Consider the following 24,688-nt stretch of genomic DNA (forward strand, 5'->3'; position numbering starts at 1 on the left):
TCGCGTTGTAGCCGATCGATTTGCAACGTTTTTGCAATTTTGGCCGGCTATCCACGATTCGATTGTTCCTGCCGAGACTTTCCCGATGCCGACCGACCTCGACGCGTACGACCGCAAGCTGCTCGCGGAGCTGCAACAGGATGCCCGCCTGCCGCAGGGCGAGCTGGGCGAGCGTGTGAATCTCTCGGCCGCGGCCGTCAATCGGCGGCTGAAACGTTTGCGCGACGAGGGCGCGATCGAGAAGTACACGGCCGTGATCGCGCCCGACGCGCTCGGTTATCCGTTGACCGTGATCGTGGAGGTGGAAGTCGAGAACGAGCGGATCGACCTGCTCGATGCGATGAAGCAAACGTTTTCGGCCTGTCCGCAGGTGCAGCAGTGCTACTACGTCGCGGGAGAGTGGGATTTCGTGCTGGTGCTCGCGGTGCGCAGCATGGAGCAGTACACCGAGCTGACGCGCGCGTTGTTTTTCGGCAGCAACAACGTGAAGCGCTTCAAGACGCTCGTCGCGATGAGCCGCGTGAAGACGGGCTACGGCGTGCCGATCGATATCGATGCCCCGCCCGACGGGGCTTGAGCGTCAGAAGCTCATGCGGGTGCCGCATCCGCCGGCATAGCCGCCGTTGGTGCCGGCGCCGCCGCAGAATACGCCGCAGCCGGACAGGACGAAGGCCAGCGCGAGGGCCGCGGCGGCGAGGCGAAGGCGGTATTTCATCGCGAAAAAGGTTCGTTTACCTGAGCAAGCGGAGGGTTTGCCGGCAAGGATACCGTCTTTCGCCATCGCGAGTCCGAATCTGGAGCATTTGCTCGACAGGGGGTGGAGTTCGGCGGATCCCCTGCTAGAATCCGCATGCCGCATTGTTTTGAATTGCCGATGAGACTGCTTGACGCCTTGGTCGAACAACGTATTGCCGCCGCCGCCGCGCGGGGCGAGTTCGACGCTTTGCCGGGAACCCCCGCACCGACGACGCTGGACGACGATCTGCTCGTCCCCGAAGAGGTGCGCGCCGCGAACCGGATCCTGAAGAACGCGGGCTTCGTGCCGCCCGCGGTCGAGCAGCTGCGGGCGCTCCGCAATCTGCGGGACGAATTGCGCGCGGTCGACGACCGCGCGACCCGCTGCCGGCTGCAAGCGAAGATGCTGGCTCTCGATATGGCCCTGGAATCCTTGCGCGGCGGCCCGCTGGTCGTGCCGCGCGAATACTGCCGCCGCATCGCCGAGCGTCTGTCCGAGCGCGTGCTCGTCGACGGCCCGGGTGAAGCGGGGCCGATGTGAAGCCGGACGACACTGTTACGCCGCCGTCCGAACCGGGCGACGCTCGCGACCGCTATTTCATGCAGCTCGCGCAAGCCGCGGCCGACGAGGCCCGCGCGGCGGGCGAGGTGCCGGTCGGGGCGGTGCTGGTGCGCGGCGACGAGGTGATCGCGCGCGGCTTCAATCATCCGATCGGCGGCCATGATCCGTCCGCCCACGCCGAAATGGCCGCCTTGCGCGAGGCGGCGCAGATTCTCCAGAACTACCGGATGCCCGGCTGCGAGCTGTACGTGACGCTCGAGCCTTGCCTGATGTGCGCGGGCGCGATCATGCACGCGCGCATCGCGCGCGTGGTGTTCGGCGCGCACGATCCGAAGACGGGCGCGTGCGGCAGCGTCGTCGACGCATTCGCCGATCCGCGCCTCAATCACCACACCCGCGTGACGGGCGGCGTGCTCGCGGACGAATGCGGCGCGGCGCTGAAGTCGTTCTTCGCCGACCGCCGGCGCGCGCTGCGCGAAGCGCGTCGCGCCGACACGACCCCGCCCGCCGAGGCGTGAACCCGGCGGCGCGGGGCGCCTCTAACACGTCCGATCCCTTTTATCGAGCCCTGTTCATGTCCGTCCCGCCGATCGCTCCCCGCACCATCCGTCTCCTTGGCCCGTCCGGCTACCCGCACGATCCCGATGCGATCGCGCGGGCGCTCGCGCGTCTCGGTGACGCGCAGCATCGGGTCGAGAACCTGGAGGCGACGCAGCGCCGCTACCAGCGCTTCGCGGGCACCGACAGCGAGCGCGCGGGCGACCTGAACCGGCTGGCCGACGCCTCGCAGCCGCTGCCCGACATCGGCCTCGCGGTGCGCGGCGGCTACGGCGCGACGCGGATCCTGCATGGTCTCGACTATCGCGGTCTCGAAAGCCGGCTGCGCGACCAGCCGATCGCGCTTGTCGGCCACAGCGATTTCACGGCGATCCAGCTTGCGCTGTACGCGAAGGCGCGCATCAAGACTTTCGGCGGCCCGATGCTGTCCGCCGATTTCGGCGCCGAGACGCCGAACGATTTCACGATGCAGCAGTTCTGGAGCACGCTGACACAGCCGAGCGCGACCTTCGTCGCGGAGGTGCCGCAGGCCCAGTCGGTGAATGTGTCGGGCACGCTGTGGGGCGGCAACCTGGCGATTCTCGCGTCGCTGGCCGGCACGCCGTACATGCCGCGCATCGACGGCGGGATCCTGTTCATCGAGGACGTCAACGAGCAGCCGTTCCGCATCGAACGGATGATCTACCAACTGCATCTCGCGGGCCTGCTGGCCGGCCAGCAGGCGCTCGTGCTCGGGCAGTTCACCGGCGCGCGGTCGTTCGACTACGACAACGGCTACGATATGCAGACGATGATCGACCAGCTGCGCGACGTGATCCGCATTCCGGTGATCACCGGGCTGCAGTTCGGCCACGTGCCGGATCTGTTGACGCTGCCGTTCGGCGCGCATGCGCAATTGGTGGCCAACAGCCACGGCTTCCGGCTCACGGTGTCCGACTATCCGCATCTCGCGTGAAGCGGGGTGGACAAGGCGGACAAGAAGGCGGGCAACCGCCTTTTTGTTTGTCCGGAGTTGCAACTAACGGGCAAATTAAGCCAGCTGCCGCGACACGAGGCATGCACAAAATCGGCGCTGGATTGTCAACAAAAGAGCGCGACAGGGCGACTCTGATTAATTGAAATCACGCTGCCTGTCGTGACGTGATGGGCGTTTCCGGCGCATACGCACCGTAATCGAGCGTCTTCGTGCATCGCGATTGTGCAAAATCTATCCAAAGAATTGTTGACAATATTTATGTCCAACCTAGGATGCTGAACATAACGAGATGCGAATCATGACGAAGAACGATCCCGCACAGGCGGGTGCGACGAGTCCGGAGGCGATCGCCGAGCGCATCCGGACCGCGATCCTCGAGCATCGCCTCGCGCCGGGCGCGAAGCTGACCGAGGCGCAGTTGTGCGAGGTGTTCGGCGTGAAGCGCGGGCCGATCCGCCAGGCGCTCGCGCTGCTCGCGACGGACCGGCTCGTGGATCTCGAGCCGAACCGCGGCGCGTTCGTCGCGAGTCCGACCTTGCAGGACGTGCACGAGGTGTTCGAGATGCGGCGGATCATCGAGCTGGCGGTGATGGAGCGGCTCGCGGGCGGCCCGGGCGCGAAGCGCCTGAAGGGCGTCGCGACGATGATCGAGCGCGAGCGCCGCGCGTTCGAGCGGCGCGATTTCCCCGCGTGGATCCGCCTGTCGGGCGAATTCCACACGGCGCTCGCCGCGCTGACCGGCAACACCGTGCTGTGCGGCTGTCTCGACGGCCTCGTCGCGCGCTCGACGCTGATGTCGGCGCTCTACGAGTCGCACCGCAGCCCGTGCTCGTTCGACGAGCACGCCGAGATCCTCGCCGCGCTGGAGGCGGGCGATGCGGCCGACGCCGCGCGGCGGATGGCGCATCACCTGCAGCACGTCGAGCTGAGGATGCTCGACCGTCCCGCGCCCGGCGCGGTCGATTTGCGCGACGTCTTCGGCGGCGTGGGATAACGCGCCCCGGCCGCACCGCGCCCTGAACTGCGAATGTCGGGCGGCAGCGCACGCTGCCGCCGGCCGGTGCGGTACCGGACCTCGACGCCCGGGCCGCGATTTGAAGCGACGATCGCGCGGCCCAGCCGCGGGCAAGGAGAGGTCATGGCTCAGTTCAGTGCGGCGCCGGGCAGCGCGCCGTATCACGTGCAACAGACGAGCGCCGACACGGCGCTGCCGGACGGCTACAGCGCGCGGCTCTACAACGCGGATCTCGCGCCGCTCGAACCGCAGACCTGGGGCGCCTACAACATCTTCGCGTTCTGGATGTCCGACGTGCACAGCGTCGGCGGCTATGTGTTCGCCGGCAGCCTGTTCGCGCTGGGGCTCACGAGCTGGCAGGTGCTGGTCGCGCTGCTGATCGGGATCGGCCTCGTCAACGTGTTGTGCAACCTGATCGCGAAACCGAGCCAGCAGCTCGGCGTGCCGTACCCGGTCGCGTGCCGCGCGACCTTCGGCGTGCTCGGCGCGAACGTGCCGGCGGTGATCCGCGGCCTGATCGCGATCGCGTGGTACGGCATTCAGACCTATCTGGCCTCGAGCGCGCTCGTGATCGTGGTGCTCAAGTTCGTCCCGCAATGGATGCCTTACGCGCAGGTCCACCAGTACGGCTGGCTCGGGCTGTCGGCGCTCGGCTGGGCCGGCTTCATGTTGTTGTGGGTGCTGCAGGCGCTGGTGTTCTGGAACGGGATGGAGACGATCAAGAAGTTCATCGACTTCGCCGGGCCCGCCGTCTATGTCGTGATGTTCGCGCTGGCGGGCTACATGGTGTGGCGCGCCGGCTGGCGCAACATCGGCCTGAATCTCGGCGGCGTGCGCTACCACGGCGCGCAGGTGATTCCGGTGATGGTGACGGCGGTGTCGCTCGTGGTGTCGTATTTCTCCGGGCCGATGCTCAACTTCGGCGACTTCTCCCGTTACGGCAAGAGCTTTCGCAGCGTGAAGCGCGGCAATTTCTGGGGCCTGCCGGTCAACTTCCTCGCGTTCTCGCTGGTCACCGTGATCACCACCGCCGCGACGCTGCCGGTGTTCGGAGAACTGATCACCGATCCCGTCGAGACGGTCGGGCGCATCGACCATCCGACCGCCGTGATCCTCGGCGCGCTGACGTTCACGATCGCGACGATCGGCATCAACATCGTCGCGAACTTCGTGTCGCCGGCGTTCGATTTCTCGAACGTCGCGCCGCGCCTCATCAGCTGGCGCGCGGGCGGCATGCTCGCGGCCGTCGCCTCGGTGTTCATCACGCCGTGGAACCTGTTCAACAACCCCGCCGTGATCCACTACACGCTCGACGTGCTCGGCAGTTTCATCGGGCCGCTGTACGGCGTGCTGGTCGTCGACTTCTACCTGATCAAGCGCGGCGCGTTGCGGCGCGACGATCTGTACACGATGTCGCCGCAGGGCGCGTACTGGTATCGCGGCGGGGTGAACCGGCGCGCGGTGCTCGCGTTGCTGCCTGCGGCAGCGATCGCGGTCGCGTGCGTGATGGCGCCCGCGCTGAACGGGCTCGCGAACTTTTCATGGTTCGTCGGCGCGGCGCTCGGCGCGTTGTTCTACCGCGCGCTCGCGCGCGCCTGACGGAGCATCCGATGAAGATCAAGCTGATCAACCCGAACACGACGATGCGCATGACCGAGGCGATGGGTCGCTGCGCGCGCGAGGTGGCGGCGGCCGGCACCACGGTGATCGCGGCCAGCCCGTCGATGGGGCCGCCGTCGATCGAAGGCTATTACGACGAGGCGCTCGCGACGCCGGGCCTGCTCGCCGAGATCGCGGCAGGGGAGCGCGAAGGCTGCGACGGCTATGTGATCGCCTGTTTCGGCGACCCCGGTCTCTATGCGGCGCGCGAGCTGGCGCGCGGCCCCGTGGTCGGCATCGCGGAGGCGGCGATGCATGCGGCGAGCGTGCTTGCGCCCGGCTTCTCGGTCGTGACCACGCTGGCGCGCACCTGCGGGATGGCCTGGCACCTCGCCGAGCGCTATGGCATGCGGCGCTTCTGCCGCAACGTGCGCGCCACCGAGGTCGCGGTGCTCGATCTCGACCGGCCCGGCTCGGCCGCGCGGCGGATCATCGTCGACGAATGCCGGCGCGCGCTCGACGAGGACGGCGCGGAGGCGATCGTGCTCGGCTGCGCCGGCATGGCCGAATTCTCGCGCGAGATCGAGCACGCGATCGGCGCGCCGGTGGTGGAGGGCGTGACGGCGGCCGTCAAGTGGGCCGAGGCGCTCGTCGCGCTGCGGCTGTCGACCGCGAAGCGCGGCGAGTATGCGCGGCCGCTCGCGAAACGCTACGACGGCGAATTCGCGCGCTTCAGCCCGGCGGCGGGCCCTGACGCGCGCGGCGCCGACGGCTTTTTGCCGCAGGCGCACATACATCCGGTCTGACCCGCACTATCTGCGCCGCTGTATGGGCGCTGGTGCGCGTTTTCGCTACACTGGGCCATCCCTCGCATCGGCGCGCCGGGCCCGCCAGTCAACGCCGGGCCGTCGATGCGAACCCCATTCAACGGGCCTTTATCCGCTCCAACCATGCCACTCGATCCCCATTACCCGCGCGATCTCGCCGGCTACGGCCGGCATCCGGTTCAGGCGAACTGGCCGGGCCGCGCCCGCGTCGCGGTGCAGTTCGTCCTCAATTACGAAGAAGGCGGCGAGAACTGCGTGCTGCACGGCGATCCGGGCTCGGAGCAGTTCCTGTCGGAAATCGTCGGGGCCGCCGCGTATCCGGCGCGCCACATGAGCATGGAGTCGATCTACGAATACGGCTCGCGGGCCGGCGTGTGGCGGATCCTGCGCGAGTTCGAGAAGCGCGGGCTGCCGCTCACGGTGTTCGGCGTCGGCATGGCGCTCGAACGCACGCCGGAGGTGGCGCGCGCCTTCGTCGAGCTGGGCCACGAGATCGCCTGCCACGGCTGGCGCTGGATCCACTACCAGGACATGACGCCCGAGCGCGAGGCCGAGCACATGCGGCTCGGCATGGACGCGATCGAACGGGTCGCCGGGGTGCGGCCGCTGGGCTGGTATACGGGACGCGACAGCCCGAACACGCGTCGCCTCGTCGCCGAACACGGCGGGTTCCTGTACGACTCCGACTACTACGGCGACGACCTGCCGTTCTGGACCGACGTCGCGGTGTCGAGCGGCGCGACGGTGCCGCAGCTGATCGTGCCGTACACGCTCGACACGAACGACATGCGCTTCGCGACGCCGCAGGGCTTCAATACCGCGGATCATTTCTTCCAGTATCTGCGCGATGCGTTCGACGTGCTGTACGAGGAGGGCGACGAAGCGCCGAAGATGCTGTCGATCGGCATGCATTGCCGGCTGCTCGGGCGCCCGGGCCGGTTCCGCGCGCTGCAGCGCTTCCTCGATCACATCGAACGGCACGAGCGCGTGTGGGTGACGCGCCGCGTCGACATCGCGCGGCACTGGCGCGAGCATCATCCCCATCCGCTCTCCACTCAACGCGAACCTCAAGCATGAAGGCGATGCGCTATACCCTGGACCAACTGAACACGATGTCGTCGGACGCGTTCGTCGCGGCGTTGTCGGGCATCTTCGAACATTCGCCGTGGGTCGCCGAGGCCGCGGCGCCGGCGCGGCCGTTCGCCGACGTCGAGGCGCTGCACGCGACCATGTCGCGGGCCGTCGAGACGGCGGGCGAGGCGCGGCAGCTCGTGCTGATCAACGCCCACCCGGAGCTGGCCGGCAAGGCCGCGGTGCGCGGCGAGCTGACCGCCGAGTCGACCCGCGAGCAGAGCGGCGCGGGCCTCGACCAGTGCACGCAGGACGAGTTCGACGCCTTGCAGCGGCTCAACCGCACTTATCGCGACAGGTTCGGCTTCCCGTTCATCCTCGCGGTGCGCGGCTACGACCGGCACGGCATCATCGCGAACTTCGAGGCGCGCGTCGCCCATACCCGCGCGGAGGAATTGCGCGCGAGTCTCGACCAGATCTACCGGATCGCCCGGTTCCGGCTCGACGACCTGATCGACGCGTGACGCTCGCCCGCCGCGCCGGCCTTGCGCCCGCGCGGTCCGCGCGACGCCCGGCGCCCGCAGCCCGCAGCCCGGCGCGTCGCGCTTCATCCCGGCTGCCCGTCGGCAGCATCTTTTCACGATAACCATATCAAGGACGACATCATGGCTGTTCCGCTTCTCGATCCCAATGCTCCCGACTTCACGCGCCGCTACGTGAATCTCGCCGATCCGCGCCTGGGCGCGCAGGCGCTCGAGGCGAGCGACGACTTCTTCGCGCCGAAGGAGCGGATGCTGAACCCGGAGCCGGCCGTGTTCATCCCGGGCAAGTACGACGACCACGGCAAGTGGATGGACGGCTGGGAAACCCGCCGCAAGCGCACGACGGGCTACGACTGGTGCGTCGTCAAGCTCGCGCGCCCGGGCGTGCTGAAGGGCCTCGATCTCGACACGAGCCACTTCACCGGCAACTTCCCGCCCGCCGCGTCGGTCGAGGCCGCGTACGTCGCCGACGGCGCGCCGAACCAGTCGACGCAATGGGTCGAGGTGGTGCCGTCGACGACGCTGCAGGGCAACAGCCACCACTATGTCGAGGTGGCCGACGCGCGGCCGTTCACGCACCTGCGCGTGAACATCTACCCGGACGGCGGGATCGCGCGGCTGCGCGTGTACGGCCAGCCGCAGCTCGACTGGGCGGGCGCGAGCGCGGCGGAGGTGTTCGATCTCGCGGCGATGGAGAACGGCGGCTACGTGGTGGCGGCGAACAACCAGCATTTCGGCCCGGCCTCGCAGATGCTGCTGCCGGGGCGCGGCGTGAACATGGGCGACGGCTGGGAAACCCGCCGCCGCCGCGAGCCGGGCAACGACTGGGCCATCATCGCGCTCGCGCAGCCGGGCGTGATCCGCAAGATCGAAGTCGACACCGCGCACTTCAAGGGCAACTATCCGGACCGCTGCTCGATCCAGGCGGCCTACGTGTCGGGCGGCACCGACAGCTCGCTCGTGACCCAGGCGATGTTCTGGCCGGTGCTGCTCGGCGAGCAGAAGCTGCAGATGGACAAGCAGCACTATTTCGAGGCCGAGCTGGCCGCGCTCGGCCCGGTCACGCACATCCGCTTCAACATCATTCCCGACGGCGGCGTGTCGCGCGTGCGCGTGTGGGGGACGCTCGACAAATGAAGACGCTGGCGATCGAAGCCCTGACCCCCGAGGCGTTCGCGCCGTTCGGCGACGTGATCCAGACGGAGGGCGCGAAGCAGATTCCGATCAACCTCGGCACGACGATCCGCTTTCACGATCTCGCGAAGGTCGATGCGGCGGATGCCGGCGGGCGCACGCTCGTGAACCTGTTTCGCGGCCAGCCGCGCGCGCTGCCGTTCGAGGTCAGGATGCTCGAACGCCATCCGCTCGGCAGTCAGGCGTTCGTGCCGCTCAACGACAAGCCGTATCTCGTCGTGGTGGCGCCCGCCGGCGATCTCGATCCCGCGCGGATCCGCGCGTTCGTGACGCAGGGCTGGCAGGGCGTGAACTACGCGAAGGGCGTGTGGCATCACCCGCTGATCGCGCTCGGCGAGGTCAGCGACTTCATCGTCGTCGATCGCGGCGGCGAGGGGCTGAATCTCAACGAAGAGGATCTGGCCGAGTCGCTGTGGCTCACCGAGGAGGCGCTGCACGCGCTGTCGGCCTGACGCCCCGGCCGTGTCGGCCCGAGGAGGCCCGCGCCCGTGGCGCGGGTTTTTTATTGCGCAGCCGGGATCAGGATGTCGCGCGCCCGGGGTGGGCGCGGCGTCGCCGGTCCGCGACGGGCGCATGCTGCGCCATCAGTTCGGCGATCCAGTCGATGAACACGCGCAGCTTGGCGCTCACGTGCCGGTTGGGCGGGTAGGCCACGTACATCGGCATCGGCTCGAACCGCCACGACGTGAAGAGCGGCACCAGCGCGCCGCGCGCGCGATGCGCGGCGGCCATGTAGTCCGGCAGCCACACGATGCCCAGGCCCGCGAGGCCGGCCTCGAGATAGGCATTGCCGTCGTCGACCGACAGCACGTAGCGCCCCCGCACGTCGACGCGCTCGCCGTCATGCTCCATCGCGTAAGGCAGCGCGCGGCCGCTGCGCGCCCACCGGAAGCCCACGATACGGTGCCGCGTGTCCTCCAGTTCGCGCGGATGCGTTGGCGTGCCGGCGCGCGCCAGGTAGTCCGGCGTCGCATACACGCCGAGCTGCAGGTCGCCGACGCGGCGCGCGGTCAGCGCGTGGTCCGTCAGTTCGCCGCCGCGCACGACGCAGTCCACGTTGTCGCCGATCACGTCCACCACGCGGTCGCTGACGCCCATGTCGAGCTGGATGTCCGGGTAGCGCGCGTGGAACGCGGGTAGCGCCGGGATCAGGATCAGGCGCGCGAACGGGCTGGGCACGTCGACGCGGAGCGTGCCCTGCGGCGAGGCCGATGCGCCGGACAGGCTGGTCTCGGCGTCGTCCAGGTCGGCGAGCAGCCGCACCACGCGCGCGTAGTACGCGGCGCCGTCGGCGGTGACCGCGACCTTGCGCGTGGTGCGGTTGAACAGCTTCACGCGCAGCCGCGCTTCGAGCTGCTGCACCAGCTGCGTGACGGTGGTCCGGCTCATGTGCAGCGTCTCGGCGGCCTTCGTGAAGCTGCCGGCTTCCACCACGCGGGCGAATGCCTGCATTGCATCGAATCGATCCATCGGGTCGGGGCTCCGCGCCGCGCGCAAATTGTTTGCGGCGTGCAAACAGTGTTGGACAGGGTGGCCGGTTTATCCGCCGGGCCGCGGTCCGTAAAGTGCCTTCATCGTGGATGCAGGGGCGGCTTCGCCCCACTGACTGATGGAGGTGTTGGATGGTGAAGCGTAGCGTAGTTTTCCCGCCGGGTCGCCAGGCGCTGTATGACCGCAACCGCTATTCGCCGGCGCTGCGCTCGAACGGCTTCCTGTTCGTGTCCGGGCAGGTCGGCAGCCGCGAGGACGGCTCGCCCGAGCCGGAGCTGGGTGCGCAGGTCCGCCGTGCGTTCGACAATCTGAATGCGGTGCTGCGCGCGGCCGGCTGCGCGTTCGACGACGTCGTCGACGTGACGGTCTTCCTCGTCGATCCCGAAGCGACGTTCGAGCGGATCTGGGCGATCGTCCCCGAATACTGGGGAGATGCGCCGCATCCGACGCTGACCGCCGTCGGCGTGACCTGGCTGTACGGCTTCCAGTTCGAGATCAAGGTGATCGCGCGGCTGCCGGAGACCGTCGACGGGTGAGGCCGCGCCCGCGTCGCGCGTCGGTGCGTTTCACGGCGCGACGCGCGGCTCCCGTTCATGCGCGCGATGCAGCAACGCGGCAAGCGGCCGGGAAGCGGGCAGCGTCGCTGCGCCGCGGCGGCGCGCGGCGATGCCGCGCGTCCACGCATTCATCACGACGGCGTCGGCCATCGACGGAAGGTCGGCCGGCGTCAGCGCGCGTGCGTGCTGCGCCACGCCAAGACGCGCCAAGACGCGCCAGTTGCCGGCGCGCGATTGGCATCGCGCCGCCGCCGTCGCGCGTGCTATCGTGCCGGCTTTGCCACTGCACGACGTCCGGTTACGGGCGCGCCCCGCCGATGAGTCAGCCTGAAAACAACCTCGCCACCCTGTTGCGCACGATGCAGCCCGAACTGCATCAGGGTGCGTACGCCTTCGTGTCGTTGCCGCCCGAGACGGAAGTGTCGTTATCCGAAGCGATCGCGACGTTCCGCGAAACGGAAGGGCTGACGGTCGTCCTCGACGAAGAGGCGGCCGCGCGTCGCGGCTGGCCCGTGCTGTTCCGCGCCGCATGGATCACGCTGACCGTGCATTCGGACCTGCAGGCCGTCGGACTCACGGCTGCGTTCGCGCATGCGCTCGGCGCGGCCGGCATCAGTTGCAACGTGATCGCGGCCGCGTATCACGACCACATCTTCGTGCCGTTCGACGAGCGCGCCCGCGCGATGGATGCGCTGACGGCGCTCCAGCGCGATGCGCAGGGCGGCTGACGGAGCGCCTTGCCCGATCGTCGGCGCGCAGGTGCGGCGCATCTGACACAGGCAAGAAAACGGGCCCGTCGCCGGGCCCGTCCATGCGCCGATGCGCGCCGACCATCGGCGCCCGCCGACTTATTTCGTCGCGCCGCCCTCGAACCACGCGGCGAGCTTCATGCGTTCGTCGTCGGTCATGTGCGTGACGTTGCCGATCGGCATCGCCTTCAGCCGCACGGCCTGCTCGTAGATGCGCTGCGCGTTCTTCGACACTTCATCGGGCGTATCGAACATCACGCCCGCGGGCGCGCTGCCCATCAGCGTCGGCTTGGCCGAGTGGCACTCGATGCAGCGCTGCTGCAGGATCGGCATGATGTCGTTGAGCGCGAGCTTCGGCGCGTTCGCGGCCTGCGCCTGCGGCGCGACCGGGCGCGGCGCCGTCCACACGAGGGCGACGAACATCAGCGCGATGCCGCCGAGCGGCAGATACCACAGTTGCTGGCCGCGATGGCGCATCACGAAGAACTGGCGAATCAGCGCGCCCGCCAGCATGATCAGCAGCAGCACGATCCAGTTGTACTGGTTCGTGTACGTCATCGCGTAGTGGTTCGACAGCATCGCGAACACGACAGGCAGCGTGAAGTAGGTGTTGTGCACCGAGCGCTGCTTGCCGCGCTTGCCGTAGATCGGGTTCGGCTCCTCGCCCTTGAGCATCTTGTCGACCATCTTGCGCTGGCCGGGAATGATCACGAAGAACACGTTCGCCGACATGATCGTCGCGAGCATCGCGCCGACGATCAGGTACGCGGCGCGGCCGGCGAAGATATGGCACGCGAGGTACGCGGCGGCGACCACGTAGAGGCCCACGCAGATCCCGAGCAGGCGGTCCTTGGTGCCGAGCAGCCGGCACAGCGAGTCGTAGACGATCCAGCCCGCCATCAGGAAGCCGAGCGCCGACGCGACGGCGACCACGGGCCCCATGTCGAGCACGTTCTTGTCGATCAGATAGGTGTTCGGCGCGAGCAGGTACAGCACGAAGAACAGCGAGAAGCCCGACATCCAGGTCGTATACGACGGCCATTTCGACCAGTGCAGGTCTTCCGGCATCTCGGGCGGCGCGACCGTGTACTTCTGCATGTTGTAGAACCCGCCGCCGTGGACGTGCCACAGCTCGCCGAACACGCCGCGCTTGCGCTGGTTCGGGTCGGTCGGCGGTTTCAGGCTGTTGTCGAGCGCGACGAAATAGAAGGACTCGCCGATCCACGCGATCGCGGTGATGACGTGCAGCCATCGCAGCGCGAGGTTCAGCCAGTCGGTGATGAAGCCTTCCATGAAACTCCTCCGGACTCAGATCGTTGTCTTGGTATGGGCAGCCGATGCGATGTCAGCTGCCGCGATAGGTGCTGTACGCCCACGGCGACACGAGCAGCGGGACGTGGTAGTGGGCGCCGGCGTCGGCGATGCCGAAGCGCAGCACGACGCGGTCGACGAAGCGGGGTTCGGGCACCGTCACGCCGAGCGACGCGAAATAGTCGCCCGCGTGGAATACGAGTTCGTATTCGCCGGCGGCGAACGCGTCGCCTTCGAGCAGGGGCGCGTCGCAGCGGCCGTCGTCGTTGGTCAGCACGGTCTTGAGCGCGCGGCGGGCCTCGCCGTCCAGCGCGTAGAGTTCCACCTTGAGCGCGGCGCCGGGGCGGCCGTGCGCCGTATCGAGTACGTGGGTAGTGAGCTTGCCCATTCGCAATTGTCCTTGTGTGAATGCGAGGTTCGGCGGCGGCTCGATCCCATGACTGTGCGGCGGATCGAGGCTCCACGTCACGTGGCTACATACCCGTCGGCGAAGATGAAACGAGCGCCGTGCGGGCATTGTAAAAAGGTTCTCCGCACCGAGACGGGTGCGATAGCAAAGATAATGCGCCGCGCATGAATGGCTGTCGACGCCGCGCCCGGCGCGGCGCGCGCCGGGTGGCGGGCGCGCATCGGCCGGTCGGCGCGGCGTACCATATCGAATCCGTGAAGCGCGGTATTCGGGCGCGCGTATTGTGCGCCGCGCGAGCTTGGGCGATGCTCCCGCCGTGCGCGTCGGCCCAGGGCCGACGTGCATCCCGAAGACGGCGAGCACGCCGGGTAACCGGGCCAGGGCGTTCGAACGGACGCGGGCGCCGGAGCGTGCCGCGACGCTGCGTTCGAACGGCTGTACGACCCTTCCCGGGAGCAACGCCCGGGGCAGACCGACGCGGAGAACGCATGAACCCAGAACAACCGGCCGGCGCATCTGAGCGCGCGCCGCGCCTTTCCCCATCCCGCCCGAAAACCCTGCTGGTCCGGCATGCCGACGTGCTCGTGACCATGGACGACGCGCGCCGCGAACTGCGCGACGCCGGGCTCTACATCGAGGACAACCGGATCGTCGCGGTCGGTCCGAGCGCCGAGCTGCCCGACACGGCCGACGAGGTGCTCGATCTGCGCGGGCATCTCGTGATCCCGGGGCTCGTGAACACGCACCACCACATGTACCAGAGCCTCACGCGCGCCGTTCCGGCCGCGCAGGACGCCGAGCTGTTCGGTTGGCTCACCAGCCTGTACCGGATCTGGGCGCACCTGACGCCCGAGATGATCGAGGTGTCGACGCTGACCGCGATGGCCGAGCTGCTGCAATCGGGCTGCACCACCTCGAGCGATCATCTGTACATCTACCCCAACGGCAGCCGGCTCGACGACAGCATCGGCGCCGCGCGGCGCATCGGCATGCGCTTTCACGCGAGCCGCGGCGCGATGAGCGTGGGCCGGCGCGACGGCGGCCTGCCGCCCGATTCGGTGGTCGAGCGCGAACCCGAGATCCTGCGCGACACGCAGCGCCTGATCGAGACCTATCACGATGCGGGCCGCTACGCGATGCTGCGCGTGGTGGTCGCGCCGTGCTCGCCGTTCTCGGTGAGCCGCGAGCTGATGCGCGACGCGGCGATGCTCGCGCGCGAATACGGCGTGTCGCTGCACACCCACCTCGCGGAGAACGTCAACGACATCGCGTACAGCCGGGAGAAGTTCGGGATGACGCCCGCCGAATACGCGGAGGATCTCGGCTGGGTCGGTCGCGATGTCTGGCACGCGCACTGCGTGCAGCTCGACGAGGCGGGGATCGACCTGTTCGCGCGCACGGGCACCGGGGTCGCGCACTGCCCGTGCTCGAACATGCGGCTCGCATCGGGCATCGCGCCGGTGCGCAAGATGCGGCTCGCGGGCGTGCCGGTCGGACTCGGCGTCGATGGTTCGGCGTCGAACGACGGCGCGCAGATGGTCGCGGAAGTGCGGCAGGCGCTGCTGTTGCAGCGGGTCGGCTTCGGTCCCGATGCGATGACCGCGCGCGAGGCGCTCGAAATCGCGACGCTCGGCGGCGCGAAGGTGCTGAACCGCGACGACATCGGCGCGCTGAAGCCGGGCATGGCGGCCGATTTCGCCGCGTTCGACCTGCGCCAGCCGCTGTTCGCGGGCGCGCTGCACGATCCGGTCGCGGCGCTCGTGTTCTGCGCGCCGTCGCAGGCGGCGTACACCGTGGTGAACGGGAGCGTGGTGGTGCGCGACGGGCGGCTCGCGACGCTCGATCTGCCGCCCGTCATCGAGCGGCACAACGCGCTCGCGCGCGCGCTGGTCGAGGCGTCGCGCTGATGCGTTGATGCGCTGCCGCGGCGGCTCCCGGCGCCGCCGCGGTCCACGCGCCGCGCGGCCGTTACGGCTCGATCAGCGTGCGGGTGGCCTCGGCCACGAGGCCGCGCAGCCAGCGTACTTCGTCGGAGTAGTGGCAGCGTTCGTGCCACAGCTGGTAGTACTGCATCGGCGGGAAGTCGAGCGGCGCGGGCACGACCGACAGCGGCAGGAATTTCGCGTAGTGGTCGGCGAACAGGCGCGTCGTCGTGAAGATCAGGTCGGACTTGACCAACACGTAGGGCGCGAGGTTGAAGTACGGCAGCGTGACGACCACGTGACGCTTCAGGCGTTCGCGCGCGAGATGCACGTCGATCGCGCCGCGCTGGCCGACGGAGTACGGCGTCGGCGCGAGATGCGGCGCGTTCAGGTACTGGTCGAGGGTCAGCCCGCCGCGCTTGGCGAACGGATGCGTGTTGCTCATCAGGCAGACGATCTGGTCGACGAACAGGTTCGACAGGTGCAACTGCTCGGGCGGCTCGGGCCAGTTGCCGACCACGATGTCGAGCTTGCCGTCCTCGAGCGCCAGCTCGTAGTCGAAGGCGGGGCCGAGCGAATGGAATTCGAGCGTCGCGTTCGGCGCGGCCTGGCGGAAGCGTTCGACCACGGTCGGCACGAACAGCACGTTCAGGTAGTCGGGACAACCGATCCGATAGCAGCGGATCGAGGTGGCCGGATCGAAATTGTGCTGCTGGAACTTGATGCGTTCGATCTCGCGCAGCGCGTTCTGCACCGGCTCGAGGAGCCGCAGCCCGTATTCGGTCGGCACCATGCCGGACTTGCCGCGCACCAGCAGCGGATCGCCCGTGATGTCGCGCAGGCGGCGCAGCGCGGCGCTGATCGCCGGCTGCGACTGATTCAGTTTGACGGCCGCGCGCGTGACGCTGCGCTCCATCAACAAGGTGTGCAAGACGCGCAAAAGATACGTGTCGATCGCCTCGCGTTGCTGACTCATGATTGCTCCATTTATATGTCCAGGCTGATCGAGGAGGGGGTGGGGTATATCGTTTTTAATATGGTCAGAAAAGAGCGTCAAGGGCGGCTTACCCTCGACGGGGTCGCGCGCGGGCGCGCCGGGCGGTGGCGCGGTGGCGTGGATGGGGCGTGACGGCGAACGGACGGGGCGCGCTCGCGCGCCGCGCTAGTCGTCGAGGCGCAGGCCGACCTTCAGCGTGACCTGCCAGTGCACGACGTCGCCGTTCTCGATGTGGCCGCGCGTGTCGGTCACTTCGAACCAGTGCAGGTTGTGCAGGGTCTTCGCGGCTTTGGTGATGGCGTTGCGGATCGCGTCGTCGCTCGACTGCCGCGACGAGCCGGTGAGTTCGATCAGCTTGTAGACGTGGTCGCTCATGATGCCTCCCGTTCGTTCCGGACGGCCCGATATCCGGTGGTGGCCGGGCGGGCCCTGTTTCAGTGATAGGTATGATGGGCGGCAAGTTCAACCAGGATTCGACATGGACGACATGGACGTGGGATTTTGCGGCCCGGGCCTGATGGGCGCGCCGATGATCCGCCATCTGCTGCGGGCGGGGCATCGGGTGTGGGTGTGGAACCGCACGCGGGAGAAGGCGGACGCGCTCGCGGCCGAGGGCGCGCGCGTGGTCGACACGCCGGCCGAGCTGGCCGGGTGCGCGCGGACCGTGCTGCTGTGCGTGCTCGACGCGCGTGCGGTCGGCGCCGTGACGTTCGGCCCGCAGGGTCTGCTGGCCGGCGATCCGGCTGCCCGGCAGTTGCGGCGGATCGTCGATCATTCGAGCATCGCGCCGGCCGCGACGCGCGACTACGCGGCGCGCGCGGCGGCGCTCGGCGTGGACTGGATCGACGCGCCGGTGTCGGGCGGCGTGCCGGGGGCGCAGGCGGGCACGCTGGCGGTGATGGCGGGCGGCGCGGCGGCCGAGGTCGACGCGGTGCGGCCGCTGCTCGGCGCCTACGCGGCGCGCGTCACGCACCTCGGCGAGGCGGGCGCGGGCCAGACCGCGAAGCTGTGCAACCAGGCGATCGTGACGGCGACCGTCACTGCGATCGCGGAAGCGGTCGGCCTCGCGCAGGCGAGCGGGATCGACGCAGCGCGGCTCGCGGAGGCGCTCGCGGGCGGCTGGGCGGACTCGGTGCTGCTGCAGACCTTCGTGCCGCGCATGACGGGCGCCGCCGCGCCGCCGCTGGGCGCGCTCAGCACGTTCCAGAAGGACGTCGAGGCGATCGCCGATGCGGCGCGCGAGACGGGGGCGGTGATGCCGGTGGCGGGCGCGGTGCAGCAGGTGCTGCGGCTCGGCGCGGCGCTCGGGCTGGCCGACGCGGACTTCGCTGCGCTGGCGCGGATCGTGCGGCCGCGGCCCTGACACGGGCGTGGGCGCGGGATGTGCGGGGCGGTGCCGGGCGTCGTGCGGCGAGGAGCGTGGCGCGGCGCTCGGGCTGGCCGTGACGGACTTCGCTGCGCGGGCCGAATCGTGCGGCTGCAGTCTTGATACGGGCGCGGGATGTGCGGGCGGTGCCGGGCGTCGTGCGGCGAGGATAGCGGCGCGGTGCTCCGGCTCGCCGATGCGGACTTCGCTGTGCTGAGGTGGATCGTGCGGCCGGAACCCTGACACGAATGGCGTACGTGCGGTTGGAGGTGGGCGTCGCGCAGCAAGCAAGGAGCGTGGCGCGGCGCTCGGGCTGGCCGATGCGGTTTCCGCCACACTGGCGCGGATCATGCGGCCGCTGTCCCGGGCGCTGGCGCGCGGCACATGCGATATGACACGGGCCGCTTGCGCGGCCCGTCAGGGGAAGGAGGTCAGCCCAGCGAACGAGGCGTGGTATCGCCGGCGTTCTGTCGGCCGATGCCGCTGCGCAGGCTCGCCTTCACGCCCGCACCAAATTCGGGCAGGATGCGCGCGCGGGCGCGGCTCGCGAACACCAGGAACCCGAAGCCGTTGGCCTCGTACCAGTAGCCGCCGTTCTCCAGGCCATCGATCGGCTGTTCGAGCGCATTCGCGATCGAGTCGATGCAGCGCTTGCGCAGCTCGGCGATCGCCGGGTACGGCGGCTGCGCGCCGCGCACGCTGCACAGCAGGACGTCAAGCCCCGGCAGCACGTGCGCGTACAGCACCGGCTCGTCCTGCGCGCGGGCGCGCGCGATTTTCGTGTCGAGTTGCGCGAACGGCTTCGCATGGCGCAGCACGGCGAGAAACGATTCCTGGCCGTCCGGCTGCGCCCGTCTGCGTTTTTTCGGGAAGGACATAAACACTCGCCTCAAAAACATTTGCAAGAAATGCGGCTTCCTCATGCGACCCACTCCCGGCTATGCGCGCCGCATGTCGATCTTTTATAGCATACGAAAATGCCGGCTTCACGAAGCCCGATGGCATCGGACCGCGCCACGCCCAGGAGATCGCCACAGCCAGCGCTATTGCGCCTGCACTGTCGTTTAGTCTCAATAATAGACCTGCTCGTGCCGCGCGTGCGACCGGTGTGCGCAAAAAAATGGGGCGTTACGTCATGCCGGCGGGCGGCGCGCCAAAAAACAAAGCCCGCGCGAGGCGGGCTTCGGAACGGAGCGGGGCGGGGCCGCGTCTCAGCGCTTGTTGAGCGCGTCGCGGATCTCGCGCAACAGCACCACGTCCTCGGGCGTCGCGGCGGGCGCGGCGTCGTCCGGCTTGCGCAGCTTGTTGATGAACTTGACCATCAGGAAAATGATGAAGGCCAGGATGATGAAGTTGATCAGCACCGTGATGAACGAGCCGTAGCCGAACGCCGCGACGCCGGCTGCCTGCAGGTCCTTGAACGAATCGGGATTACCCTTGAAGGTCGCCGGGATCTGGCCGAGCAGGATGAATTTGTTCGAGAAATCGAGGCCGCCGGTCAGCACGCCGATCACCGGCATGATCAGATCCTTCACGATGGAATCGACGATCTTCGAGAATGCGGCGCCGATGATCACGCCGATGGCGAGATCCATCACATTGCCCTTGACGGCAAATTCCTTGAATTCCTTGATGATGCTCATGTGCGGCGTTCTCCTGAGTGAGCAGAAAGAGGGAGCGCGGCCGTGATTCGTGACTGCGCGTCAATGGACGCCATCATAACGAACCCGATCCTTTATCGGTAGTCATCTTAAGAAGCTTGACAATACGGCGTCCCGGAACGAATCAAAAGAAAAATGGGCCATTGCTGGCCCATTTCGTCGTTCTAAGCGTCCGTTCAGCTGTTGCTGCTCCAGTCGTCGCTGCTGCCGAGGTCGACATCCCCGCCGCCGCCGCCGCCCGAATCCCAGTTGCCGCCTTGGCCCATGTCGAAGCCGGGGTCGTCCGCGCGCCGGCCGGGCTCGTTGTTGACGATCACGTCCCGCTCGATCACGCGCTCGCGGCCGCCGGACATGGCCTCGCCGAGCAGCACGCCGGTCAGCAGGCCGCCCATGCCGCCGCCGAACCCGCCGCCCTGCTGCACCACCACGGGCGGCTGTTGCGGCGGCGGGTACGGCGCTTGCTGCGGCGCGCCCGCGAGCCGGTCGGCTTCCTGCGCGTAGACCGAGCCCGCGCCGCCGGCCGCCGGCGCGGCGGTCGCGGTCGGATCGGGTCGACCCTCGACGCGGGCCTTCAGGCTCGCGAACTGGCGTTCGAGTTCGTCGAGCTGGTAGGGCGGCACCGCGTTCTTGCCGTTCGACAGCGCCTCGACCAGCGTGCGCGCCTGGGTCTCGACGTTTTCGATCTCGCCGTTGAACGCCGCGGCGCCGGGCGCCGTCGACAGCCGCGCGTCGAGCTTGAGCGGCCGCACCTCGTTGAGCAGGTCGGTCGCGCGCTTGAGCTGCGCGCGGCGTTCGTCGTCGCCGCGCTGGTTGTCGGACGAGCGCGCGCGGCGCAGCGTCCAGCGCAGCACCAGCGCGACCGCGCCGATCAGCACCGCGAAGCCGATCCACATGCCGGTCGAGGGTTCATGCCTGGGCGCGGGGGCGGGCGCGAGCTGTTGCTGGCCGACCTGCGGCGGCAGCACCTGGCCGCCCGAGGTGGCCGAGCGGCGGGCCTGCGAGCCCAGGCGCTCGGCATCGGCGCGCACCTTGGCCTCGGTCCGCGCGAACTTCGCGGGATCGGTGAAGCGGATCTGCGGATCGAGCGATTTCGCGCGCTCGATCTGGACGAGCGCATCGGCCGGGCGACCCTCGTGATCGAGCACCTGGCCGTACAGGTAGCGTGCGCGCGCATTGTCCGGGTAGGCCGCGATGACCTGCGACAACTGCCCGTCGGCCTGCTGCCAGTTGCCCTGCGAGATGGATTGCTGGATCTGCTGCAGCGACGGCACGGCGGCGAACGCCGAGCCTGACGCGACGAGGAGGGCGAGACTCGCGGCTGCGAGAAGCTTTTTCATGATCGAACCGGGCCGGGGCCCGTCTCCTTGCAAGCGGCGCCGGGCGCGGCGCGCCGGCCATTGGGACAATGCGTTACTGGGCCGGCGTGTTCAGTTGCTTCTTCAGCGCCTCGAGGCGATCGTCGACCGACGGCCCCTTGCTGAGGGCCGCGAGCTTGTCGTCGAGCCCCTTGCCGCTCGCGGTGTCGGCCGAATTGAGGCGGGCGTCGGAACGGGCGTTCGACAGCGTGACCTTGTCCTCGAGCTTCTGGAAATCGCCCGACAGATCCTTGCCGCCGATGCCGCCGAGCGCGGTGGCCGCGACGTCCTTGGCCTGCGCGATCTCCTGCTTGGCCTGCAGGATGTTCGAGCGGGCGTTCAGGTCGTTGCGGCGCTGGCGCATGTCGGCGATCTGCGCCTTCAGCTTGTCGACCGACGGTTCGAGCGTCACGAGTTCGGCGCCGAGCGCATTGCGCTCCGCCTCGGCGTTCGCCTGCGCGCCGAGCGCCTCGCGCGCGAGCGCTTCGTCGCCGGATTGCAGCGCGCGCTTCGCGCCTTCCTCGTACTTGCGCGCCTTGTCGTCGGCCGCGTCGCGCTTGCTGCGCTGGGTGGCGACCTGCGCCTCGATCTCGATCAGCGAGTTTTCCGCGCGGCCGATGCTGTCGTCGAGCTCCCGCACGATCTGGCGTGCGTCGCGCGACGGATCCTGCACCGAATCGGCCGCATCGTTGAGCAGGCCTTTGAGCGTGCGCGAAATAGAGTCGAAGAGCGACATGAATACCTCCGTGGATGAATGGCAATGCGCGCGTCGGCATGGGCCGACGTCGGCGGATATTACACCACCGGTTCGCTTAAAACCCGCTTAAAAACGGGCCGGAAGAAGCGGGCCGGTGAGCGCCAGATAAGGACGGTTGCGTGAATTTCCAGTGGCGTGCCGCAGGCTTTTTTCACGGCGCGTTGCTTTCAATTCGAAAGCATTGCCCGCGCATCGCGCATTCCGCTTCCATCATAGGCGCGCGGCGCGCCGGGCGCGGCCGCGCGGCGTCGGGGCTAAGGATTTTTTACAAAAAATCGAGGAGGGGGCGGGGCGATTTCATTAAAATGCGCTGTTACGTCGCGGGAACGGATCACCGCATGCCGGGGTCTGTCGACGTGATACGCTTCACGGCGCTACGTTCAACGATCCACGCGCGGCTTTCTGCCCGCGCCCGAGGCGCGCGCCACGCGCCCGCCATTCCGACATGCCTATCATTAAACGACCGTCCTCTTCTCGCCCCACGAACGAACACCATTACTCGCTGCGACGGGCGCCGTCGGGCGCCTACTACACCGACGAAGATGACGACGATGCGCACGACGACCGGCGCGGGCGCGGCGGCCGTTCGTTCGGCTCGCGCGTCGCGCTGTGGTTCGCGGGCCTGTTCGCGATCGCCGCGGTGGTCGGCGCGCTGATCGTCGGCTACGCGCTGGTGGTGATGGCGCCGCAGCTGCCGTCGCTCGACGCGCTGACCAACTACCAGCCGAAGGTGCCGTTGCGCGTGTATACGGCGGACCACGTGCTGATCGGCGAATTCGGCGAGGAGCGGCGCAGCCTCGTGCGCTTCCAGGACATTCCCGACGTGATGAAGAAGGCGGTGCTCGCGATCGAGGACTACCGTTTCTACGATCACGGCGGCGTCGATTTCCTCGGCATCCTGCGCGCGGGCGTGGCCGACCTGATGCACGGCGGCGCGCGCCAGGGCGCGAGCACGATCACGATGCAGGTCGCGCGCAACTTCTTCCTGTCGAGCGAGAAGACCTACACGCGCAAGATCTACGAAATGCTGCTCGCGTACAAGATCGAGAAGGCGCTGACGAAGGACCAGATCCTCGAGCTGTACATGAATCAGATCTACCTCGGCCAGCGCGCGTACGGCTTCGCGGCCGCCGCGCGCGTGTACTTCGGCAAGGACTTGAAGGACATCACGCTGGCCGAGGCGGCGATGCTCGCCGGGCTGCCGAAGGCGCCGTCCGCGTACAACCCGGTGGTCAATCCGAAGCGCGCGAAGGTGCGCCAGGAATACATCCTGAAGCGCATGCTCGAGATCGGCTACATCACGCAGCCGCAGTACGACGCGGCGCTCAAGGAGGAGCTTCATACGCGCACGCCGGGCAACCAGTACGCGGTGCACGGCGAGTACATCTCGGAGATGGTGCGCCAGATGATGTACGCGCAGTACAAGGACGAGACCTATACGCGCGGGCTGACCGTGACGACGACGGTCAACGCGGCCGACCAGGAAGCGGCCTACCAGGCGGTGCGGCGCGGCATCATGGATTACGAGCGCCGGCACGGCTATCGCGGGCCGGAAGGCTTCGTCGCGCTGGCGCAGCCGGGCGACGACCGCGACGAGGCGATCGACGATGCGCTCGCCGATCACCCGGACAACGGCGACCTGCAATCGGCCGTGGTGCTGAGCGCCGCGCCGAACGCGGTGCAGGTGCAGTTCGTCGGCGGCGCGACCACGGCGATCGGCGGCGCGGGCCTGCGCTTCGTCGCGGCGGGGCTGAGCCCGCGCGCGTCGGATGCGCTGCGCATCAAGCCCGGTTCGATCGTGCGCGTGATGAAGGACGCGAAGGACGCATGGCAGATCGTGCAGCTGCCGCAGGTCGAGGGCGCGCTTGTCGCGATCGCGCCGCAGGACGGCGCGATCCGCTCGCTGGTGGGCGGCTTCGACTTCAACAAGAACAAGTTCAACCACGTCACGCAGGCGTGGCGGCAGCCGGGTTCGTCGTTCAAGCCGTTCATCTACTCGGCGTCGCTCGAAAAGGGCCTCGGGCCGGCCACGATCATCAACGACGCGCCGCTGTACTTCCCGCCGAGCGTGCCGGGCGGCACCGCGTGGGAGCCGAAGGACGACGACCAGCCGGACGGCCCGATGCCGATGCGCACCGCGCTGCAACGTTCGAAGAACCTCGTGTCGATCCGGATTCTCGCGTCGATCGGCACGCAGTACGCGCAGGACTACGTGACGCAGCGCTTCGGCTTCGATCCGGCGAAGACGCCGCCGTACCTGCCGATGGCGCTCGGCGCGGGGCTCGTCACGCCGCTGCAGCTGGCGACGGGCTACGCGGTGTTCGCGAACGGCGGCTACAAGGTCGATCCGTACCTGATCGCGGAAGTCGACGACGCGCGCGGCCAGGCGCTGCAGAAGGCGCAGCCGCTGGTGGCGGGCAGCAACGCGCAGCGCACCGTCGAGGCGCGCAACGCATACGTGATGAACAGCCTGCTGCACACGGTCGCGACGGCCGGCACTGGGGCGGGCACGAACGCGCTCGGCCGCGGCGACCTGCAAGGCAAGACCGGTACCACCAACGACGCGAAAGACGGCTGGTTCGCCGGCTATCAGTCGTCGCTCGTCGCGGTCGCGTGGATGGGCTTCGACCAGCCGAAGAGCCTCGGCAGCCGTGAATTCGGCGCGCAGCTGGCGCTGCCGATCTGGGTCAACTACATGCGCACGGCGCTCAAGGGCGTGCCCGAGCAGCAGATGCCGATGCCCGACGGCCTGACGACGCTCGACGGCGAGCTTTACTACGCCGATCGCACGCCGGGCAACGGCTTCGTCGCGAGCGTGGACATCAATCCGGCGGCGAACCCGATGAGTGCGAACGACGCGCTCGGCGCGGCGGGTGCGGCGGGCCTCACGCCGCCGCCCGTGACGCAGCAGGAGAAGCAGCAGATCATGGATATGTTCGAGAGCAACAAGCCATGATGGGTTGAGCGCGCGCCTCGCCGGGCGCGCGTCGCGACTTCGAAGGGCGCCCGTGGGCGCCCTTCGTCGTTTGCGGCC

General features: G+C 68.6%; 27 protein-coding genes. 16 read left to right on the top strand and 11 right to left on the bottom strand.

Annotated features, from left to right (window positions below):
- Positions 1-85: 85 nt before the first annotated feature.
- The gene (locus tag AC1RQF_RS12960) at positions 86-577 is read left to right on the top strand and encodes an Lrp/AsnC family transcriptional regulator (protein WP_274002541.1); all 492 of its coding nucleotides are present in this window, start codon (positions 86-88) and stop codon (positions 575-577) included.
- Positions 578-580: 3 nt separating this feature from the next.
- Here the strand turns inward: AC1RQF_RS12960 and AC1RQF_RS12965 are convergent, their stop codons facing one another.
- Complete coding sequence (locus tag AC1RQF_RS12965; protein WP_274002542.1) at positions 581-781, bottom strand: hypothetical protein; 201 nt, start codon at positions 779-781, stop codon at positions 581-583.
- A 93-nt stretch (positions 782-874) separates the two neighbouring features.
- Between AC1RQF_RS12965 and AC1RQF_RS12970 the strand changes: the two genes are divergently transcribed.
- The 10 genes from AC1RQF_RS12970 (at position 875) to AC1RQF_RS13015 (ending at position 9,531) form a co-directional block, all read left to right on the top strand.
- Entirely contained in the window at positions 875-1,276 is a 402-nt protein-coding gene (locus tag AC1RQF_RS12970; protein ID WP_274004282.1) for a DnaJ family domain-containing protein, read from the top strand.
- On the top strand, positions 1,273-1,815 hold the full coding sequence (tadA, locus tag AC1RQF_RS12975; protein WP_492872192.1) for a tRNA adenosine(34) deaminase TadA: 543 nt from the start codon (positions 1,273-1,275) through the stop codon (positions 1,813-1,815). Before AC1RQF_RS12970 ends, tadA begins: the two co-directional genes overlap by 4 nt.
- 56 nt (positions 1,816-1,871) lie before the next feature.
- Positions 1,872-2,810, top strand: a complete 939-nt coding sequence (gene ldcA / locus AC1RQF_RS12980; RefSeq protein ID WP_274002546.1) for a muramoyltetrapeptide carboxypeptidase — start codon at positions 1,872-1,874, stop codon at positions 2,808-2,810.
- A gap of 319 nt (positions 2,811-3,129) precedes the next feature.
- Positions 3,130-3,825, top strand: coding sequence for a GntR family transcriptional regulator (locus AC1RQF_RS12985; RefSeq protein WP_274002548.1), 696 nt, complete (start codon positions 3,130-3,132; stop codon positions 3,823-3,825).
- Positions 3,826-3,969: 144 nt separating this feature from the next.
- Positions 3,970-5,445 carry an NCS1 family nucleobase:cation symporter-1 gene (locus tag AC1RQF_RS12990; RefSeq protein ID WP_492872193.1) on the top strand — a complete coding sequence of 492 codons (1,476 nt, stop codon included), beginning with the start codon at positions 3,970-3,972 and terminating at the stop codon, positions 5,443-5,445.
- 11 nt (positions 5,446-5,456) lie between these two features.
- Positions 5,457-6,251, top strand: a complete 795-nt coding sequence (locus AC1RQF_RS12995) for an aspartate/glutamate racemase family protein (protein ID WP_492872194.1) — start codon at positions 5,457-5,459, stop codon at positions 6,249-6,251.
- A 144-nt stretch (positions 6,252-6,395) separates the two neighbouring features.
- The gene (puuE, locus tag AC1RQF_RS13000) at positions 6,396-7,349 is read left to right on the top strand and encodes an allantoinase PuuE (RefSeq protein ID WP_274002551.1); all 954 of its coding nucleotides are present in this window, start codon (positions 6,396-6,398) and stop codon (positions 7,347-7,349) included.
- Positions 7,346-7,867: a 2-oxo-4-hydroxy-4-carboxy-5-ureidoimidazoline decarboxylase gene (gene uraD / locus AC1RQF_RS13005; RefSeq protein ID WP_274002552.1), complete on the top strand. Its 522-nt coding sequence runs from the start codon at positions 7,346-7,348 to the stop codon at positions 7,865-7,867. The genes puuE and uraD overlap by 4 nt, the downstream gene beginning before the upstream one ends.
- A 141-nt stretch (positions 7,868-8,008) precedes the next feature.
- A complete protein-coding gene (gene alc / locus AC1RQF_RS13010) occupies positions 8,009-9,022 on the top strand; it encodes an allantoicase (RefSeq protein ID WP_492872195.1) in 1,014 nt (337 codons plus the stop codon).
- Entirely contained in the window at positions 9,019-9,531 is a 513-nt protein-coding gene (locus tag AC1RQF_RS13015; RefSeq protein ID WP_274002555.1) for an ureidoglycolate lyase, read from the top strand. The genes alc and AC1RQF_RS13015 overlap by 4 nt, the downstream gene beginning before the upstream one ends.
- A gap of 67 nt (positions 9,532-9,598) precedes the next feature.
- On the opposite strand, the gene AC1RQF_RS13020 is transcribed toward AC1RQF_RS13015, so the two are convergent.
- Positions 9,599-10,549, bottom strand: a complete 951-nt coding sequence (locus AC1RQF_RS13020) for a LysR family transcriptional regulator (RefSeq protein ID WP_492872196.1) — start codon at positions 10,547-10,549, stop codon at positions 9,599-9,601.
- A gap of 152 nt (positions 10,550-10,701) precedes the next feature.
- Here AC1RQF_RS13020 and AC1RQF_RS13025 point away from each other — a divergent pair, with 152 nt between their 5' ends.
- On the top strand, positions 10,702-11,106 hold the full coding sequence (locus tag AC1RQF_RS13025; protein WP_492872197.1) for a RidA family protein: 405 nt from the start codon (positions 10,702-10,704) through the stop codon (positions 11,104-11,106).
- A 30-nt stretch (positions 11,107-11,136) separates the two neighbouring features.
- Here AC1RQF_RS13025 and AC1RQF_RS13030 read toward each other — a convergent pair whose 3' ends face one another.
- Positions 11,137-11,322: a hypothetical protein gene (locus tag AC1RQF_RS13030; RefSeq protein ID WP_492872198.1), complete on the bottom strand. Its 186-nt coding sequence runs from the start codon at positions 11,320-11,322 to the stop codon at positions 11,137-11,139.
- 122 nt (positions 11,323-11,444) lie between these two features.
- Here AC1RQF_RS13030 and AC1RQF_RS13035 point away from each other — a divergent pair, with 122 nt between their 5' ends.
- On the top strand, positions 11,445-11,855 hold the full coding sequence (locus AC1RQF_RS13035) for an ACT domain-containing protein (protein ID WP_492872199.1): 411 nt from the start codon (positions 11,445-11,447) through the stop codon (positions 11,853-11,855).
- Between the two features lie 120 nt (positions 11,856-11,975).
- On the opposite strand, the gene AC1RQF_RS13040 is transcribed toward AC1RQF_RS13035, so the two are convergent.
- Both AC1RQF_RS13040 and uraH read right to left on the bottom strand, forming a co-directional pair.
- A complete protein-coding gene (locus tag AC1RQF_RS13040) occupies positions 11,976-13,169 on the bottom strand; it encodes a urate hydroxylase PuuD (protein WP_274002564.1) in 1,194 nt (397 codons plus the stop codon).
- Positions 13,170-13,221: 52 nt separating this feature from the next.
- Positions 13,222-13,575, bottom strand: a complete 354-nt coding sequence (gene uraH, locus AC1RQF_RS13045; protein ID WP_274002565.1) for a hydroxyisourate hydrolase — start codon at positions 13,573-13,575, stop codon at positions 13,222-13,224.
- A gap of 509 nt (positions 13,576-14,084) precedes the next feature.
- Here uraH and AC1RQF_RS13050 point away from each other — a divergent pair.
- Entirely contained in the window at positions 14,085-15,503 is a 1,419-nt protein-coding gene (locus tag AC1RQF_RS13050) for an 8-oxoguanine deaminase (protein ID WP_274002567.1), read from the top strand.
- Positions 15,504-15,564: 61 nt separating this feature from the next.
- On the opposite strand, the gene AC1RQF_RS13055 is transcribed toward AC1RQF_RS13050, so the two are convergent.
- Both AC1RQF_RS13055 and AC1RQF_RS13060 read right to left on the bottom strand, forming a co-directional pair.
- A complete protein-coding gene (locus AC1RQF_RS13055) occupies positions 15,565-16,494 on the bottom strand; it encodes a LysR substrate-binding domain-containing protein (protein WP_057925376.1) in 930 nt (309 codons plus the stop codon).
- A gap of 186 nt (positions 16,495-16,680) precedes the next feature.
- Positions 16,681-16,890: a dodecin gene (locus AC1RQF_RS13060; protein WP_274002569.1), complete on the bottom strand. Its 210-nt coding sequence runs from the start codon at positions 16,888-16,890 to the stop codon at positions 16,681-16,683.
- A gap of 112 nt (positions 16,891-17,002) precedes the next feature.
- Here AC1RQF_RS13060 and AC1RQF_RS13065 point away from each other — a divergent pair, with 112 nt between their 5' ends.
- The gene (locus tag AC1RQF_RS13065) at positions 17,003-17,878 is read left to right on the top strand and encodes an NAD(P)-dependent oxidoreductase (RefSeq protein WP_492872243.1); all 876 of its coding nucleotides are present in this window, start codon (positions 17,003-17,005) and stop codon (positions 17,876-17,878) included.
- Positions 17,879-18,312: 434 nt separating this feature from the next.
- Here the strand turns inward: AC1RQF_RS13065 and AC1RQF_RS13070 are convergent, their stop codons facing one another.
- From AC1RQF_RS13070 to AC1RQF_RS13085, 4 genes are all read right to left on the bottom strand, one after another.
- The gene (locus tag AC1RQF_RS13070) at positions 18,313-18,759 is read right to left on the bottom strand and encodes a hypothetical protein (RefSeq protein WP_274002573.1); all 447 of its coding nucleotides are present in this window, start codon (positions 18,757-18,759) and stop codon (positions 18,313-18,315) included.
- 333 nt (positions 18,760-19,092) lie between these two features.
- Entirely contained in the window at positions 19,093-19,524 is a 432-nt protein-coding gene (gene mscL, locus AC1RQF_RS13075; RefSeq protein ID WP_274002574.1) for a large conductance mechanosensitive channel protein MscL, read from the bottom strand.
- Between the two features lie 194 nt (positions 19,525-19,718).
- Positions 19,719-20,879 (bottom strand): tetratricopeptide repeat protein, encoded by a 1,161-nt coding sequence (locus AC1RQF_RS13080; protein WP_492872200.1) that lies wholly within the window; start codon positions 20,877-20,879, stop codon positions 19,719-19,721.
- A 73-nt stretch (positions 20,880-20,952) separates the two neighbouring features.
- The gene (locus AC1RQF_RS13085; protein ID WP_274002576.1) at positions 20,953-21,633 is read right to left on the bottom strand and encodes a PspA/IM30 family protein; all 681 of its coding nucleotides are present in this window, start codon (positions 21,631-21,633) and stop codon (positions 20,953-20,955) included.
- Between the two features lie 466 nt (positions 21,634-22,099).
- On the opposite strand from AC1RQF_RS13085, the gene AC1RQF_RS13090 reads away from it, so the two are divergent.
- Positions 22,100-24,610: a penicillin-binding protein 1A gene (locus tag AC1RQF_RS13090; RefSeq protein WP_274002577.1), complete on the top strand. Its 2,511-nt coding sequence runs from the start codon at positions 22,100-22,102 to the stop codon at positions 24,608-24,610.
- Positions 24,611-24,688: the final 78 nt, after the last annotated feature.

Source organism: Burkholderia sp. GW821-FHT14F03 (assembly GCF_058803765.1).